Annotated in this window: 13 protein-coding genes; 9 read left to right on the top strand and 4 right to left on the bottom strand. The window is 63.2% G+C overall.

Annotation, left to right across the window (positions count from 1 at the left end; genetic code table 11):
* Positions 1 to 4: 4 nt before the first annotated feature.
* From AB6802_RS02210 to AB6802_RS02200, 3 genes are all read right to left on the bottom strand, one after another.
* Positions 5 to 1795, bottom strand: coding sequence for a TRAP transporter large permease subunit (locus tag AB6802_RS02210; protein WP_371008360.1), 1791 nt, complete (start codon positions 1793 to 1795; stop codon positions 5 to 7).
* Complete coding sequence (locus AB6802_RS02205) at positions 1792 to 2397, bottom strand: TRAP transporter small permease subunit (RefSeq protein WP_371008359.1); 606 nt, start codon at positions 2395 to 2397, stop codon at positions 1792 to 1794. The genes AB6802_RS02210 and AB6802_RS02205 overlap by 4 nt, the downstream gene beginning before the upstream one ends.
* A 193-nt stretch (positions 2398 to 2590) precedes the next feature.
* A complete protein-coding gene (locus AB6802_RS02200) occupies positions 2591 to 3496 on the bottom strand; it encodes a branched-chain amino acid ABC transporter permease (protein WP_371008358.1) in 906 nt (301 codons plus the stop codon).
* Between the two features lie 94 nt (positions 3497 to 3590).
* On the opposite strand from AB6802_RS02200, the gene AB6802_RS02195 reads away from it, so the two are divergent.
* The 6 genes from AB6802_RS02195 (at position 3591) to AB6802_RS02170 (ending at position 12171) form a co-directional block, all read left to right on the top strand.
* Positions 3591 to 4199: a CGNR zinc finger domain-containing protein gene (locus AB6802_RS02195; RefSeq protein WP_371008357.1), complete on the top strand. Its 609-nt coding sequence runs from the start codon at positions 3591 to 3593 to the stop codon at positions 4197 to 4199.
* Positions 4192 to 4722, top strand: coding sequence for a hypothetical protein (locus AB6802_RS02190; RefSeq protein ID WP_371008356.1), 531 nt, complete (start codon positions 4192 to 4194; stop codon positions 4720 to 4722). The genes AB6802_RS02195 and AB6802_RS02190 overlap by 8 nt, the downstream gene beginning before the upstream one ends.
* Before the next feature lie 311 nt (positions 4723 to 5033).
* Entirely contained in the window at positions 5034 to 8507 is a 3474-nt protein-coding gene (locus AB6802_RS02185; RefSeq protein ID WP_371008355.1) for an indolepyruvate ferredoxin oxidoreductase family protein, read from the top strand.
* A 151-nt stretch (positions 8508 to 8658) separates the two neighbouring features.
* The gene (locus AB6802_RS02180; protein ID WP_371008354.1) at positions 8659 to 10974 is read left to right on the top strand and encodes a putative bifunctional diguanylate cyclase/phosphodiesterase; all 2316 of its coding nucleotides are present in this window, start codon (positions 8659 to 8661) and stop codon (positions 10972 to 10974) included.
* 260 nt (positions 10975 to 11234) lie between these two features.
* Entirely contained in the window at positions 11235 to 11924 is a 690-nt protein-coding gene (locus AB6802_RS02175) for a hypothetical protein (RefSeq protein ID WP_371008353.1), read from the top strand.
* Positions 11925 to 12021: 97 nt separating this feature from the next.
* On the top strand, positions 12022 to 12171 hold the full coding sequence (locus AB6802_RS02170) for a DUF3096 domain-containing protein (protein WP_371008352.1): 150 nt from the start codon (positions 12022 to 12024) through the stop codon (positions 12169 to 12171).
* 7 nt (positions 12172 to 12178) lie between these two features.
* On the opposite strand, the gene AB6802_RS02165 is transcribed toward AB6802_RS02170, so the two are convergent.
* Positions 12179 to 12988: an alpha/beta fold hydrolase gene (locus AB6802_RS02165; RefSeq protein ID WP_371008351.1), complete on the bottom strand. Its 810-nt coding sequence runs from the start codon at positions 12986 to 12988 to the stop codon at positions 12179 to 12181.
* A 247-nt stretch (positions 12989 to 13235) separates the two neighbouring features.
* Here AB6802_RS02165 and AB6802_RS02160 point away from each other — a divergent pair, with 247 nt between their 5' ends.
* From AB6802_RS02160 to AB6802_RS02150, 3 genes are all read left to right on the top strand, one after another.
* A complete protein-coding gene (locus tag AB6802_RS02160; RefSeq protein ID WP_371008350.1) occupies positions 13236 to 13460 on the top strand; it encodes an aa3-type cytochrome c oxidase subunit IV in 225 nt (74 codons plus the stop codon).
* 85 nt (positions 13461 to 13545) lie between these two features.
* Complete coding sequence (locus AB6802_RS02155) at positions 13546 to 14805, top strand: Re/Si-specific NAD(P)(+) transhydrogenase subunit alpha (protein WP_371008349.1); 1260 nt, start codon at positions 13546 to 13548, stop codon at positions 14803 to 14805.
* Positions 14802 to 15215: a proton-translocating transhydrogenase family protein gene (locus AB6802_RS02150; RefSeq protein ID WP_371008348.1), complete on the top strand. Its 414-nt coding sequence runs from the start codon at positions 14802 to 14804 to the stop codon at positions 15213 to 15215. The genes AB6802_RS02155 and AB6802_RS02150 overlap by 4 nt, the downstream gene beginning before the upstream one ends.
* The last annotated feature ends 1 nt before the right edge of the window (position 15216 follow it).

Below are 15216 nucleotides of genomic sequence, written 5' to 3'. Positions count from 1 at the left end.
GCCCTCAGTTGAAGTTCGGCGGCTGTGATAGGTCGGGCGCGGGAGCGGCCGGCTTGGCCGGCGCATCGCCAAAGCTCGGCGGCTGCGACAGATCGGGTGTGCCGGGGGCAGCCGGCGCCGCGCCATTGGCTGGCGCCGAGCCATTGCCCGCGGGCTGCGCGCCGAATGGCGACATGCCGGGTACGTCGGGCACCTTGTAGTCGATCGTGCCCGGATCGACGGCGGCGCTCTTGTAGCGCATGACCATTTGCGGGAACGCGATGGTGAGCCCGATCATGATCACCTGGATGCAGACGAAGGGCACGGCTCCCCAATAGATCTGGCCGGTGGTGACCGGGGCAATCTGCTTGCCGGTGATGCGGTCGAGATAGGGCACCCGGGCCGCCACAGAACGCAGATAGAACAGCGCGAAGCCGAAGGGCGGATGCATGAAGCTCGTCTGCATGTTGACGCCGAGCAGCACGCCGAACCAGATCAGGTCGATGCCGAGCTTGTCGGCGGCCGGCGCCAGAAGCGGCACGATGATGAAGGCGAGCTCGAAGAAATCGAGGAAGAAGGCGAGCACGAAGACCAGGATGTTGACGCCGATCAGGAACCCGGTCTCGCCGCCCGGCAGCGAGGTCAACAGGTGCTCGACCCAGATATGGCCGTTGACGCCGTAGAAGGTCAGCGAAAAGACGCGCGCGCCGATCAGGATGAACAGCACGAACGAGGAAAGCCTGGTCGTCGAGGCCAGCGCCTGGTTGATGACGTCCCTCGACAGCCGGCCCTTGAGGCCCGCCATGATGAGTGCGCCGACAGCGCCCATGGCGCCGCCCTCGGTCGGCGTGGCGATGCCGAGGAAGATCGTGCCCAGCACCAGGAAGATCAGCGCCAGCGGCGGGATCAGCACGATGATCACCTGCTGCGCCAGCCTGGACATGATGTTGAGCTTCAGCCGTTGGTCGACGATCGCCGCCACATAGATGACGATGACGCCGACGGCGAAGCCGAGGATATCGGCATTGTCGCCCTGGGTCGGTGCAAGATAGCGATAGGCGCCGTAGGAGATCGCACCGGTAACCAGCAGCGCCACGATCAGCGACAGCACGCCATGACCGAGCGTGCGCGCCTCCAATGGCAGGGCCGGCATCGAGTTCGGCCGGACGATCGACAGGATCAGGATGTAGCCCATGTAGAGGCCGGTGAGCACGAGACCGGGGATCAGCGCGCCGGCATACATGTCGCCGACCGAGCGTCCCAGTTGGTCAGCAAGCACGATCAGCACCAGCGAAGGCGGGATGATCTGAGCCAGCGTGCCGGAGGCTGCAATGACGCCCGAGGCGACCCTGCGGTCATAGCCGTAGCGCAGCATGATCGGCAAGGAGATCAGGCCCATGGCGATGACCGAAGCCGCCACCACGCCGGTCGTGGCGGCGAGCAGCGCGCCGACGAAGATCACCGCATAGGCAAGCCCGCCGCGAATCGGTCCGAACAGCTGGCCGATCGTGTCGAGCAGGTCCTCCGCCATGCCGGATCGCTCCAGCACGATGCCCATGAAGGTGAAGAACGGTATCGCCAGCAGCGTGTCGTTCGACATCACCCTGGTGCCGTAGAAATTGTCGGGCAGCGCGTGCAGCAACGGCCAGGCGAGATTGATCGAACCGCCCGAGTAGGGCGACAGCACCACGCCGATGAAAAAGAACATCAGCCCGTTGGCGGCCAGCGAAAAGGCGACGGGATAGCCGATCAACAGGAAGACGATCAGCGAGGCGAACATGATCGGCGCCATGTTCTGCGCGATAAATTCGATCACGAGCGCACCTCGCCGGCAATCGCCTTGGCTTCTTCGGCCAGCGCCTCGGCCTCGAGCTTGGCCTGGTCATGCACCGAGACGAAGGGATTGGGATCGTCCATGTCGCCGCGCATGATGGCGATCTTCTTGATGATCTCGGAAGTCCCTTGCAGCGCCAGAAGGAAGAAGCCGACGAGCAGGATGGCCTTCGCCGGCCAAACGATCAGGCCGCCGGCATTGGTCGACATCTCGCCGCTGCGGAAGGACAGCGACACATAAGGCACGAAATAGATCACCATCAGCACGACGAACGGCATCAGGAAGAAGACATGGCCGAGCAGGTCGATCCAGTGCTGCACGCGGCGCGACCACATGCCGTAGACGATGTCGATGCGGATATGGTCGTTCTGCTTCAGCGTATAGGCGGCGGCCAGCATGAAAGCGGCACCGAACAGATACCATTGCAGCTCCAGCCAGGCGTTGGAGGATGTGTCGAATACCTTGCGGATGATGGCGTTGCCGGCACTGACCAGGATCGCGAACAGGATCAGCCACGAAATCCAACGGCCGATGAATTCATTGACGCGGTCGATCGTCCTGGAAAGAGCGAGCAGCCCTGCCATGCATTTTCCTCCCTGATGCCCGTGACGCGCCCGATTCCCCCATTTTATCGGCGCGCCGGTTGGCCCAACGATATGCAGTGCGTGGTCCGGCAGGTCAACATGGCAAAGCCCGCGTCGACGAACGCGGGCTTCAGGCAGGGCAGCCTGAACCGCCGACTGACCACGCGTCATGCAACCAAAGTCTGAGGGGAACTCAGGCGATCTTGGCCTGGTCGCGGTTGCCGCCGACCAGCACCAGCATGGCGACGAGGAAGAGATAGATCCACGCATCGCGCCATTCGAGCGGGAAATAGCCGGCCCACAGCGATTCGGCCATGCCGAACGCAGCCGCACCCAGCGCTGCCCTGAGCGGGGAGAGATAGCCGCCCACTGCGGTCACGAACAGGATCTTGAGGCCATAGACCAGGCCGGTGCCGAAGCTGACATTGCCGTAATAGAGGCCGGCAAGCACGCCGGCAAAAGCCGCGCAAAAACCGCCATAGAGCACGGCGCGGCGGAACACAGCGCGCACGTCGACGCCGCACATCTCCGCCGCCTTCGGGTCGTCCGAGACGGCGCGCCAGGCGCGGCCGAAGCGCGAATGCGTGAACAGCCAGGCGGCCAGCGCCACCACCGCGACAACCGCCGCGCAGTCGAGCAGCTGTATGACGGTGAGCGTGACCTTGAACCCGTCGCCTTCGGCGAAGATCACCGGATAGGCGAGCATCGGCGGCAGCCACAAATCATGCGTATCGGCGGCGATGCGGCTCGCCTCCGACAGAAACAGCAAGATGCCGAGCGTCGTCACCACGATGGCGTTGGGCGAGCGGTCCGCCAGCCTTTCGAACACGCTGCGCGACAGGATGTGGCTGAGCAGCGCGGCATAGAGCAGGGCGGCGACCACACCGAGCGCGACCGCGGCGGACAACGTCAGCCACAACGCCTGATAGCCGAAAGCCGCGGTCAGGATCATCGTCTGGCCGCAAAAGGCAAACAGCGCGCCATAGGCGAGGTTGGTGCGATGCAGGATGCCGTTGGTCAGCACATAGCCGAAGGCAAGCAGCGCATAGAGCGCGCCCGAATGCAGCCCGTTCAGCATCTGCTGGAAGAAATAGAGCATGCGACATCCCCGGGTCAGCGCGATGCGGCCCGTTTCAGAACGTCGCATCCGGAATCTAACTTGTCAAATACGTTTTATCGGTTAGATTTCCGGCATGGCAGTCTCCTGGACACCGCATCGCTTCACCGGCGGCATTCTCGCGCTCGACACCGCGAACACCGTCGTGCTGCGCAACGAGCCCGAAAAGACTTTCGACCGCTTCGACGATCCGGTCGAGATCGCGCACTTTGCCGAAGCCGCGAGTGGCTTTCGCGCCGCCGAGCTTGGCGGCCGGCCGCTGCACGCGCCAGAACCCAGCAACATTAAGCCGGCCGTCATAGCGATCCGCGAAACGACCGACCGGCTGTTCCGGCATGCGGTGTCGAAAGGTGCGGTCGCCACGGCCCATTTGCCGGACTTTCTGACCGCCTGCGCGAGCGGGCTGTCCGCCAGCGTCGTCGAGATCGGCGCACCGGACCAGCCTTTCGGCGACCCCGCAACGCCGGTCGCGTTCGAAGCTGCGCTTGCGTTGTCGGCACTGTCGCTTCTGCGCGACGAAACCGTCGCGAGGCTGCGGATATGCCCAAATTGCAGCTGGCTGTTCGTCGACCGCAGCCGCAACTCCAGCCGCCTCTGGTGCGATATGGCCGTTTGCGGCAATCGCCAGAAGGCCAATCGTCACTATCGCCGCCGCGCCGCGGCCAGGGAGGTCCCCAATGCCTAACAGATTTTCGCGCTCGATCGCCCTTGGCGTCGCCTTGATTGCGGCGATAACGCTCGGCGCCTGCCGTGACACCGGCCAGGACCAGCTTTTTGCCATTTCCGGCAAGCTGTTCGAATTCAATTACAGGCTGGCGATCGCCACCTATGTCATCACGCTGAAGCCACTGCGGCCGATGGTCGACGGCCAGGTCGCGGTCGTCAGCTTCCAGAACCCGGCCGGCGGCGATCCGCTCATCGTCAACCAGAAGATCTGGCCGAAGCTGCCGCATATCACGCTCACCAGCCCGCCACTCACTTGCGTGGTCAAGGACAAGCCTTATTCCGTCTCGATCCGCATCCAGGATGCGAGCGGCGCCTTGCTGCAAAGCATCGACACCACGATGACCTCGTCCGAGGATCAGACGATGCTGCCGGACCGGCCGCTGGTGATCGGGCCGAACTACGAGCTCAACGCCGACCTTGCCGGCCATCCCGACGGCAAGCTGCCCGGCGAGCCGAAGCCGGATTGCTCCAAGGCTACCTGAAACGCGCAGCGTTGGAGCAATTCCAGGAAAAGTGTGAAGCGGTTTTCCGTCCGGAATTGCGTCAAAACAAAAAAGATGGAGTGGTCCGCCGTTTCCGTGAAACGGTGGACCGCTCTATCGCGAAATTTTTGTTCTTCACGAAGCGGTTAGCATGGTTTTGAATGCGCCGGTGGCACCTCGCCAGACTGTTTGTTGCGTGTTACCTAGCTCCTGCGATTTTGTTTGACCTCTCCCGCTAGGGAAGAAAGACTGCGGCGTCCCACCCCGACGTTGGCGCTTTTTGGCAAGCGCCTCCGCAGAGGAAATGCCCAATGACGCTGCACGATGTCGCGCTCGACGACAAGTTCGACCTTGGCAAGGAGCGCGTCTTTCTGTCGGGCGCGCAGGCCGTCGTGCGTATGCTTTTGATGCAGCGCGAACGCGACCGTCGCGCCGGCCTCAACACGGCCGGCTTCGTCTCCGGCTATCGCGGCTCGCCGCTCGGCGGCCTCGACATGCAACTGTGGCGGGCGAAGAAACAGCTCGCCGCGGCCGACATCGTCTTTCAGCCTGGTCTCAACGAGGAGCTCGCCGCCACCGCCTGCTGGGGCTCTCAGCAGACCGAATTGCTGGGCGAGGGCACGCATGACGGCGTCTTTTCGGTCTGGTACGGCAAGGGACCAGGCGTCGACAGGTCGGGCGACGTGTTCCGTCACGCCAATCTCGCCGGCTCGTCCAAGCATGGCGGCGTGCTTGCCCTGATGGGCGACGACCACATGGCCGAATCCTCGACCAATGCGCATGCCACCGAATTCCTGTTCGTCGACACCATGGTGCCGATCCTCAATCCGGCCGGCGTCCAGGAGATCATCGACTACGGCCTATACGGCTTTGCCATGTCGCGTTTCGCCGGCACCTGGGCAGCGATCAAATGCGTCAAGGACAACATCGAATCGACGGCTTCGGTCGACGCCTCGATTGAACGGCTGAACATCGTCATTCCCGAATTCGAGATGCCGCCGGGCGGCTTGAACATCCGCCACGAGATCGACATGCTCGGCCAGGAAGAACGGCTGCATGAATACAAGCGGGCCGCCGCTTCCGCCTTCATCCACGCCAACGGGCTGAACCGCATCGTCTATTCGGGTGGACGCAACCCCAAGCTCGGCATCATCACCATCGGCAAGAGCTATCTCGATGTCCGCCAGGCGCTGGAAGATATCGGCATCGACGAGGACGCCGCCGGGCGCATCGGCATTCGCCTGTTCAAGGTCGGTTGCCCGTGGCCGCTCGACCTGCAGCATATTGCCGAGTTCGCGCGCGGACTCGACACCATCGTCGTCGTCGAGGAGAAGCGCTCGCTGATCGAGGTGCAGCTGCGCGAGAACCTTTACGGCACCGCCATGCAGCCGACGATCGTCGGCAAGAAGGACGAGCGCGGCGACTGGCTGTTCCCGGCCAAGGGTGCGCTCGACCCCAACGAGATCGCCATCGCGCTCGGCGAACGGATCCTGCGCACTATCGGTGCCTCGGACGAGATCGCCGCGAAGGTGGCGAAGCTGCGCCAGTTCCAGGCCATGCTTGCCGACACCGCCGATATCGGCTCGCGCACGCCCTTCTTCTGTTCGGGCTGCCCGCACAATTCCTCGACCAAAGTGCCGGATGGCTCGATCGCCGCCGCCGGCATCGGCTGCCATTTCATGGCGCTGTGGATGGACAGGAACACGGTCGGCTTCACGGCCATGGGCGGCGAGGGCGCGCAATGGGTCGGCCAGGCGCCGTTCTCCAAGCGCGACCACATCTTCCAGAACCTCGGCGACGGCACCTACAACCATTCCGGTGTGCTGGCGATCCGCTTCGCGCTGTCCTCCGGCGCCAACATCACCTACAAGATCCTTTACAACGATGCTGTCGCCATGACCGGTGGCCAGCCGCATGAGGGCGGGCTCACCGTCGACATGATCGCGAGGCAAGTGCGCGCCGAAGGCGTCGACCGCATCGCCGTCGTCACCGACGAACCGGACAAATATGCCAGCAAGGCCGATTTCCCGGCCGGCACCACCATCCATCACCGCGACGATCTCGATCTCGTCCAGCGTGAGTTGCGAGATGTGAAGGGCGTTTCTGCTCTGATTTACGACCAGACCTGCGCCGCCGAGAAGCGCCGTCGCCGCAAGCGCGGCACATTCCCCGATCCCGACAAGCGCGTCTTCATCAACGAATTGGTCTGCGAAGGCTGCGGCGATTGCGGCGTGCAGTCGAACTGCGTTTCGATCCAGCCGGTGGAGACCGAGTTCGGTCGCAAGCGCCGCATCGACCAGTCGAGCTGCAACAAGGATTTCTCCTGCGTCAACGGCTTCTGCCCGTCCTTCGTCACCGTGCATGGTGGCAAGATCCGCAAGGCCGAAGGCCTTGCCGGCAAGGCCGATCCGCTCGAAGGCGTGCCCGCGCCGGCAGAATTCCGCCTCGGCGACCAGGGCTGGGCGGCGATCATTGACGGCGTCGGCGGCACCGGCGTCGTCACCGTCGGCGCGGTGCTCGGCATGGCCGCGCATCTCGAAGGCAAGGGTTGCGGTATGATCGACATGGCGGGCCTCGCCCAGAAAGGCGGCTCGGTCTTCACCCATGTCCGCATCGCCACGACGCCGGAAGACATCCACGCCATCCGCGTTTCGGCCGGCAAGGCCGATCTTGTCCTTGGCTGCGACCTCGTCGTCTCCGGCGCCAAGAAGGTGCTGGGTGCGGTGCGCGAAGGCCACACCATTTTCCTCGCCAACACGGCCGAAATCATGCCTGGCGAATTCACCCGCTCCGCCGACTTTTCACTGCCCGTCGAACGGCTGAAGAAGGCGATCCGCGCGGCCGCCGGCGACGACAAGGCGCATTTCTTCGATGCCACCCGTACCGCAACCGCGCTGTTCGGCAATTCGCTCGGCGCCAACATGTTCATGCTGGGCTTCGCTTTCCAGCACGGCGGCTTGCCGCTTTCGGCGCAAGCCGTTGAAAAAGCGATAGAATTGAATGGCGAAGCGGTGTCGATGAACATCGCGGCCTTTCGTTGGGGCCGCCGCGCCGCGCATCAGCCGGATTTCGTGCGCAATCTGGTCGGCCAGACGGGCAAGACGGCGCCCAAGCTCGCCGAAACGCTCGACGATGTCATCGCGCGTCGTGTCGCTTTCCTGACCGCCTACCAGAACGCTGCCTACGCCAGGCGCTATGCCGACCGCGTGGCGATGGTGCGCGTGGCTGAAGCCGAAGCAGCGCCCGGTTCGACCGTTGTCACCGAGGCCGCCGCCAGAAACCTGTTCAAGCTGATGGCGATCAAGGACGAGTACGAAGTGGCGCGACTCTACACCGACGGCACGTTCGCGACCGATCTCGCCAAGCAGTTCCAGAGCTACGACAAGCTTGAATTCCATCTCGCGCCGCCGATCCTCAGCCGGCGCGGCAATGACAGCAAGCCGAGGAAATCGAGCTTCGGCCCCTGGATGATGAAGGGGTTCCGGCTGCTGGCGGCGCTGAAAGGTCTGCGCGGCAGCGCCTTCGACCTCTTCGGCTATAGCGAGGAACGGCGCGGCGAACGCAAGCTTCTGGCGCAATATGAAGCCGATCTAGACCTGATTGCCGCCGCGCTGGCGCCGGGCAGGATCGAAGCCGCCACCGCTCTTGCCTCCGTGCCGGCGCTGATCCGCGGCTACGGCCATGTTCGGCAGGCCAGCGCCGGAAAAGCGGCGGGCGAACGTTCCAGGTTGCTGGATCGCCTGCAAAAGGCTATGGCGGAGCCGGTGCTGCGCGCGGCCGAGTGATCGCGCCAACTGGTTGCCCAAGGTTAATTTTCAGCGGTTGGTTTACGCCCCGTTCTGGGACCTATCTGCCGCCGCGGGCGGTCTGCGCCCTGTTCTAAGCCTTTCTTAAGAGCAGGTGTGTCATGACACGGCCTAGCGTTGGGCCGACGATATGGGCAGAACAAAGACCGAAAGCATCCCAGCGGATGTTTATATCCAATTTGTGCGGTCGTTGTTCGACAACGCGCACATGTTGTTGATCGGCGGCGCGTGCTACTCGATCCTCGGGATCATGATCTATCTGCGCACGGGCAATCCCTTGTTCCTGGCTTTTTCCTCGGCGTTGCTTTCCGTCAGCCTTATCCGTTACTTCGGCATTCGCGGCTTCCTGAGGACCGGCGGCGTGATTGCCGATGTCGAGCACGCGCAGAGATTGGAGCGCAGCTACATCCTCAAAGGCTGCTTGCAAGGCCTCGGCCTGGGTGCGCTGTGCTTCGTGTCGATCTATGTGTATCCCGATCCCTTTGCCGAGTTGGCGGCGATGTCGCTGACCCTGGCGACCCTGGTCACGGTTGTCGCCCGCAACTACGGGTCTCCGCGCATGGTGCGGATTTTTTCCGTTACCTTCATCGGACCGGCGGCCCTCGCGCTCCTGCTGCGCATGGACGCACCCTCCATCGTCCTCGGCCTGATGATCATCCCTATGACGTTCATCACCATTACAGGCGCCGACCATGTCCGCAATGTGCTGTTCTCGGCGGTCATCGGTCACAAGCAGGCCAGGAATCTGACGCGCCGGTTCGATCGCGCTTTAAACACCATGTCGCATGGCCTGGTCATGCTCGGCCCTGACGGGCGCGTCGCGGTGGCCAACGCCGAAGCCGCGCGCCTGATGTCGCTGAAATCGGGCGACGCTTTGCTTGGACGCTCGATCCATGGTCTTTTGATGCGCGGCGTTGCCGGTGGCATGCTGGCGCCGAAAGACTGCCGCTACATCGAGGCGCAGCTGACGCGTGCCCTACGCGAGGGTCGCGATCGCAAGGTCCTGGTCTCGCTCGCAAACGGCCAGCACTATGAATTTTCCGCCCGCGAAGGCAGCCAGGAACTGGGCGTCATCACCTTCGAGGACGTGACCGCCCGGGTCGAGGCTGAGGAGAAGATCCGCTTCATGGCGCGCTACGACAGCCTCACCGGTCTGCCGAACCGCGCCTATTTCCACGAGCTTGTCGGCGAGGCTATGGCCTCGGGGGAGCAAGAGCGTCTCTGCGCCCTTGCCGTGCTCGACCTCGACGATTTCAAGAGCGTCAACGACACGCTCGGCCATCCGGTCGGCGACGGACTGATCTACGCTGTCGCCGAGAGGTTGGCGGCGATCGCCGAACCGGGCATCACGGTCAGCCGCTTCGGCGGCGACGAGTTCATGATTTTCTTCGACCGGGTGGAAGACGAGAGCCATCTGAACAATCTGCTCGACCAGCTCTTCGTCGACCTGCAGGGCGAGGTGGACGTCGCCGGCCACGGGTTGCGCATCCAGAGCAGCGGCGGCGCGGTATTGTCCATAGTCAAGGACACCGACGCGGACGCCATGATCGTCAAGGCGGACCTTGCCCTCTACAAGGCCAAGGAGCTCGGCAAGAACAGCTGGCGGCTGTTCGAGGCGTCCATGGACGCCGCTTTCCGCAGTCGCCAGTTGATGAAGGCCGATCTTCGCAATGCCGTGCAAGCCAACGAACTGCGTGTCGTCTATCAGCCGATCGTCGCTGTAGACACAATGCGCATCGCCAGTTGCGAGGCGCTCTGCCGTTGGGATCACCCCGATCTTGGCCCGATCTCGCCTAGCGTCTTTATTCCGCTGGCCGAGGAGATGGGCATCGTTTCCGACATAAGCACTTTCGTGCTGGAGGCGGCGTGCGCCGAATGCGCCAAATGGCCGGCCCAGACCAGCGTGTCGGTCAATCTCTCGGCGAAAGATTTCCGCAGTCGCGAGATCGTTCAGAAGGTCGCCGACGCCTTGGCCAAGTCGGGCCTGGCGGCACACCGGCTCGAGATCGAGGTCACTGAGACCGCGTTGCTCGACGACAAATCGCTGACGCGCGAATCGATCGAGGAGCTGAAGGCGCTGGGCGTGCGCATCGCGCTTGACGATTTCGGAACCGGCTATTCGAGCTTGAGCTATCTTCACAAGCTGCCGCTGGACAAGATCAAGATCGACCGTTCCTTCCTGGTCGATTTAAACCAAAACCGGCAGTCGCTCGACCTGCTCAAGGGGATTGTCGGCCTGACCCGAACACTGGGCCTTTCCGTCACCATCGAAGGCGTCGAGACCTTCGAGCAGTTGAAGACGCTTGTGCATTCGATCAAGCCGGACTTTGTCCAAGGCTTTCTCTTCGGCGCCGCGCTCAGCGCGTCGGGCATCGAAACGATGTCGAGCGTCACATGGCCGTTTGCCGCGGACCTGCGTGTCGCCGGCAAACGGACAGCCAGCTAAACGTAGTGCAAGGAAAAGTGTGAAACGCTTTTCTGTTCGCTATTGCGCTTAAAAAGACGGCGCGACAACGTGTTTCGTGGTGCAGCCATTAAGGTTAACAAGCGGTAAATCAGCAATATCGAATTTTCAGCTTGTGTCCCATTTCAACTCGAATAGCCTAGTTTGCAGGCGGAATTCGAGGACTGACAATGGATGTTGCGAGGGACCGTGCGTCGGCTGGCGCCAGCGCGAGAATGGACTCGGCGGTCACCCGATCCATCATGCAACTGCTGGACCATGTCGAATATCGTCTCATCACCGGCGGCGAAGATCTGGAGGCGATCTATCGGCTGCGCTACAATTCCTACCTGCGCTCGGGCATGTGCGGCCCGATCGCCAGCAGGATGTTCGAGGACCGCTGGGACAATCTGCCGAATTCCTACCGGTTCGGCGTCTATTTCGATGGTCACCTGGTCAGCACGCTGCGGCTCCACTACATTTCCAGCGAGCACCCCTATTCTCCCTCTGTCGATGCTTATCCGGAGATATTGGCCGAGCGGCTTGCCCGCGGAGAGACTTTCATCGACGGAACCCGCTTCGCAACCGATGCCGACAGCGCGCCTGCGCCGGGGGTCTTGCCTTTTCTGACGCTCAGGCTCGGCATGGTGGCCTCAAGCTACTTTGGCCAGACCGCGGTGCTCACGCCGGTCAAGGTCGAACATTCCGCTTACTATGCCCGCATCTTCCATGCCGTGCAGCGGACCGAGGGCAAGATGTTCCCGGGCGTCCTTGCGCCGATCGCCTTGTTCGAAATTCCCTGCGGTGAAAACTTGCGCCAGACACTTGAACGGTTCCCATTCTTCAAGTCGACTCCGGTGGAGCAGCGGATGATGTTCGGCAACCCGGCGATCAACCGGCTGACGCCGCTGTCGATCGTGCCGACGGCGAAATATTACCGCGCCGCTGCCTGAGCGGCCTTCCTTCTGCGGTGAACCTTTCCGGCGCTGCGCCGTTTTAAGGCGGCGGCCCGTCCGGCTGCTCCAGGCCGTGATAGGAAAGGATACCGACATGACCCTCCACTCGATCGCGCTCACCCCGTTGATCTCGCTGATCGCCGGCGTGCTGATCCTGGTGATGCCGCGGCTGCTCAACTACATCGTCGCGCTCTATCTGATCGTCGTCGGCGTGCTCGGCCTGTTCCCGCATCTCGCGGGCTGAACAGCCATCAGGCAGCAAAGAAGCGAAGTGCCGCGGCGACGATCGCTTCAGGGGCGTCTTCCTGCATGAGATGGCCCGAGCCGGGCACCAGCGTCAGGGCGCAATCCGGCAGCATGGCCGCGAGCTTGTAACCGCTGTCGGGCGATATCCAGCGGTCTTCTTCGCCCCACAGCAGGGATACCGGGCAACGCAGCGCGCCATAGAGCGGCTCGACCTCGTCGGTGAAACGCTGATCCATCTGGGCGATTTGCCGGTAGAAGGCGGGCTGGCCGACGGCTCCCGTCCATGGCGCGATATAGGGTTGGAGATCGTTGTCCGACAAAGGCCTGGCCGCCGCGCCCGAGACATACGCTTTCAGGATTGCGGCTTGTATGTAGTCCGGCACGCCGGCGAAGGCGGCCTCATGCTGCCGGACATGCTGGACAAAGGGCGAGCCCCACGGACGGACCGCGACCGGGTCGATCAGCAGCAGTTTGTCGTAATCGCAACCGTCGATCAGATGCGCGCGTAACGCCGTGGCGCCGCCGAAATCATGAGCGATGATTTTGGGCCGCTCGAGCCTCCAGAAGGAGAGCATCGCCCCCAGCGCCTTGTTCTGGATGCCCAGCGAGACGTCCTGCCCCGGCCGTTTGTCGGATCGCCCGTATCCGGGCAAGTCATAGAAATACAGCGTGTGGTCGCGCGCCAGCTCCGGTGTGATGCGGTGCCAGACATGCGACGAAAACGGCGTGCCATGCACGAGCACCAGCGCAGGGCCCGAGCCGGCGGTGCCCCATGCGATGGCCGTGCCGTTCCAGTCAAATGTTTGTGTGGTCATGGTGCTGCACCAATCGGCTGTTCCCCCGCCAACGATAGCCCCTCGTGGCGACGCGCAGAAACGCGAAATTCTCACAGCAGCTTCAATGGAGCCTCTTATGACACCGGCAAGTGGTTGGACCGAGACCGACCCGGCAATTTCAACTTTCCTTTGAGGCTGTTGTCGCCGGTTGTGCGGCAATAGCGCCATTGCTCTGCGTCCAGCTTTTCGCTATGTGCCTCAAAGGCATTTTCGAAGGGGTATTCCTATGGCTGATCACTCGCCGACCGGTCCTGTCGAACTGGGCGCCCAGATGGACTACGCCGAGCATGACCGCACCTATCATGGCTTCCTCGCGCTGGCCAAATACGGTTCGCTCTTTTGCGCGGCCATTCTCATCGCCATGGCCTTCGGCTTCTTCGTCGGCGGCTTCTTCTCGGCGGCCATCGTGTTCATCCTGATCATGGCGGTCGGCGCGCTTATTCTGCGGTAGTCTCTTCCAGCCCATTGCCCTCGACGTCGCCGGACGTCCGGCCGACGCCTTGCGCAACCAAGATTCCAGCCGAAAGGATCATCCGGTGGGGCAGATAATATTCATCCCTCGTGAGCTTGACCCGAACGAGCCGCGCGTCGCGGCTTCGCCGGACACGGTCAAGCGTCTGACAGGTTTCGGCTTCGACGTCATCGTCGAGAAGGGCGCCGGCCAGGGCTCGCGCATCACCGACCAGGACTTTGCCGGCGCCGGTGCCGCGATCGGCAAGGCGGGCGATGCCGCCGGGGCCGATGTCGTGCTGAAAGTGCGCCGGCCAACCGATGCGGAGCTGAAGACCTACAAGTCCGGCGCCGCGGTCATCGCCATTATGGATCCCTATGGCAACGATGCCGCAGTCGCCGCGCTTGCCAGGGCCGGCGTCACCGCCTTCTCGATGGAGTTCATGCCGCGCATCACGCGCGCCCAGTCGATGGACGTGCTGTCTTCGCAGGCCAATCTGGCCGGCTACCAGGCGGTGATCGACGCCGCCGCCGAATATGACCGCGCGCTGCCGATGATGATGACCGCAGCGGGCACCGTGCCGGCGGCCAAGACCTTCATCATGGGCGTCGGTGTTGCCGGCCTGCAGGCGATCGCCACGGCACGCCGGCTCGGCGCGGTCGTCACCGCCACCGACGTGCGCCCGGCGGTGAAGGAACAGGTGCAGTCGCTCGGCGCCAAATTCCTGGCGGTCGAGGACGAGGAGTTCAAGGCGGCCGAGACGGCCGGCGGCTACGCCAAGGAAATGTCCAAGGAATACCAGGCCAAGCAGGCAGCGCTCACCGCCGAGCACATCGCCAAGCAGGACATCGTCATCACCACGGCGCTTATCCCCGGCCGCCCGGCGCCGAAGCTGGTCTCCGCCGCCATGGTCGCCTCGATGAAGCCAGGCTCGGTGATCGTCGACCTCGCCGTCGAACGTGGCGGCAATGTCGAGGGCGCGGTGCCCGGCAAGGTCGTGACGACGGAAAATGGCGTCAAGATCGTCGGCCATCTCAACGTTCCAGGCCGTGTCGCCGCCTCGGCCTCGCTGCTTTATGCCAAGAACCTGTTCGCCTTCCTCGAGACGATGATCGACAAGACGACGAAGACGCTTGCCATCAAGCGCGACGACGAACTGGTCAAGGCGACCATGCTGACCGATGCTGGCAAGGTGGTGCATCCGAACTTCGCCAAGGCAGCGCAAGAACCGCGCACCGAGCCGGCCGCCATTCCCGCAACGACCATGGTCGCCGACGCCAAACCGGCGCCGAAGAAGAAGGCCGCAGCCAAGTCGCCCTCGTCCAAGCCAGAAGGGACCGCATGATGGACGCCCTGCAGAAAGCCCTCGATCAACTCGATCAGGCGACGGCCGCGGTGCGGGTCGCGATGCATGATCTGGCAACCACGCCGGCCGCTGCTGACGCGGCGCACGCGCTGTCCGGCGGCGCCGTCGATCCCTTCGTCTTCCAGTTCGCCATCTTCGTGCTGGCGATCTTCGTCGGCTATTATGTCGTCTGGTCGGTGACGCCGGCGCTGCACACGCCGCTGATGGCCGTCACCAACGCCATTTCCTCGGTCATCGTCGTCGGCGCGCTGCTTGCCGTCGGCATTTCGGCCTCTGGGCTCGCCGCCGGCTTCGGTTTCGTCGCCCTTGTGCTGGTCTCGGTCAACATCTTCGGCGGCTTCCTGGTCACCCAGCGCATGCTTGCCATGTACAAGAAGAAGGACAAGTGAC

The organism is Mesorhizobium sp. RCC_202 (genome assembly GCF_041355295.1).
In the GTDB taxonomy this organism is placed as follows: domain Bacteria; phylum Pseudomonadota; class Alphaproteobacteria; order Rhizobiales; family Rhizobiaceae; genus Mesorhizobium.
The sequence above is the reverse complement of the archived record's forward strand: the minus strand, read 5'-3'. Positions and strand labels throughout refer to the sequence as shown.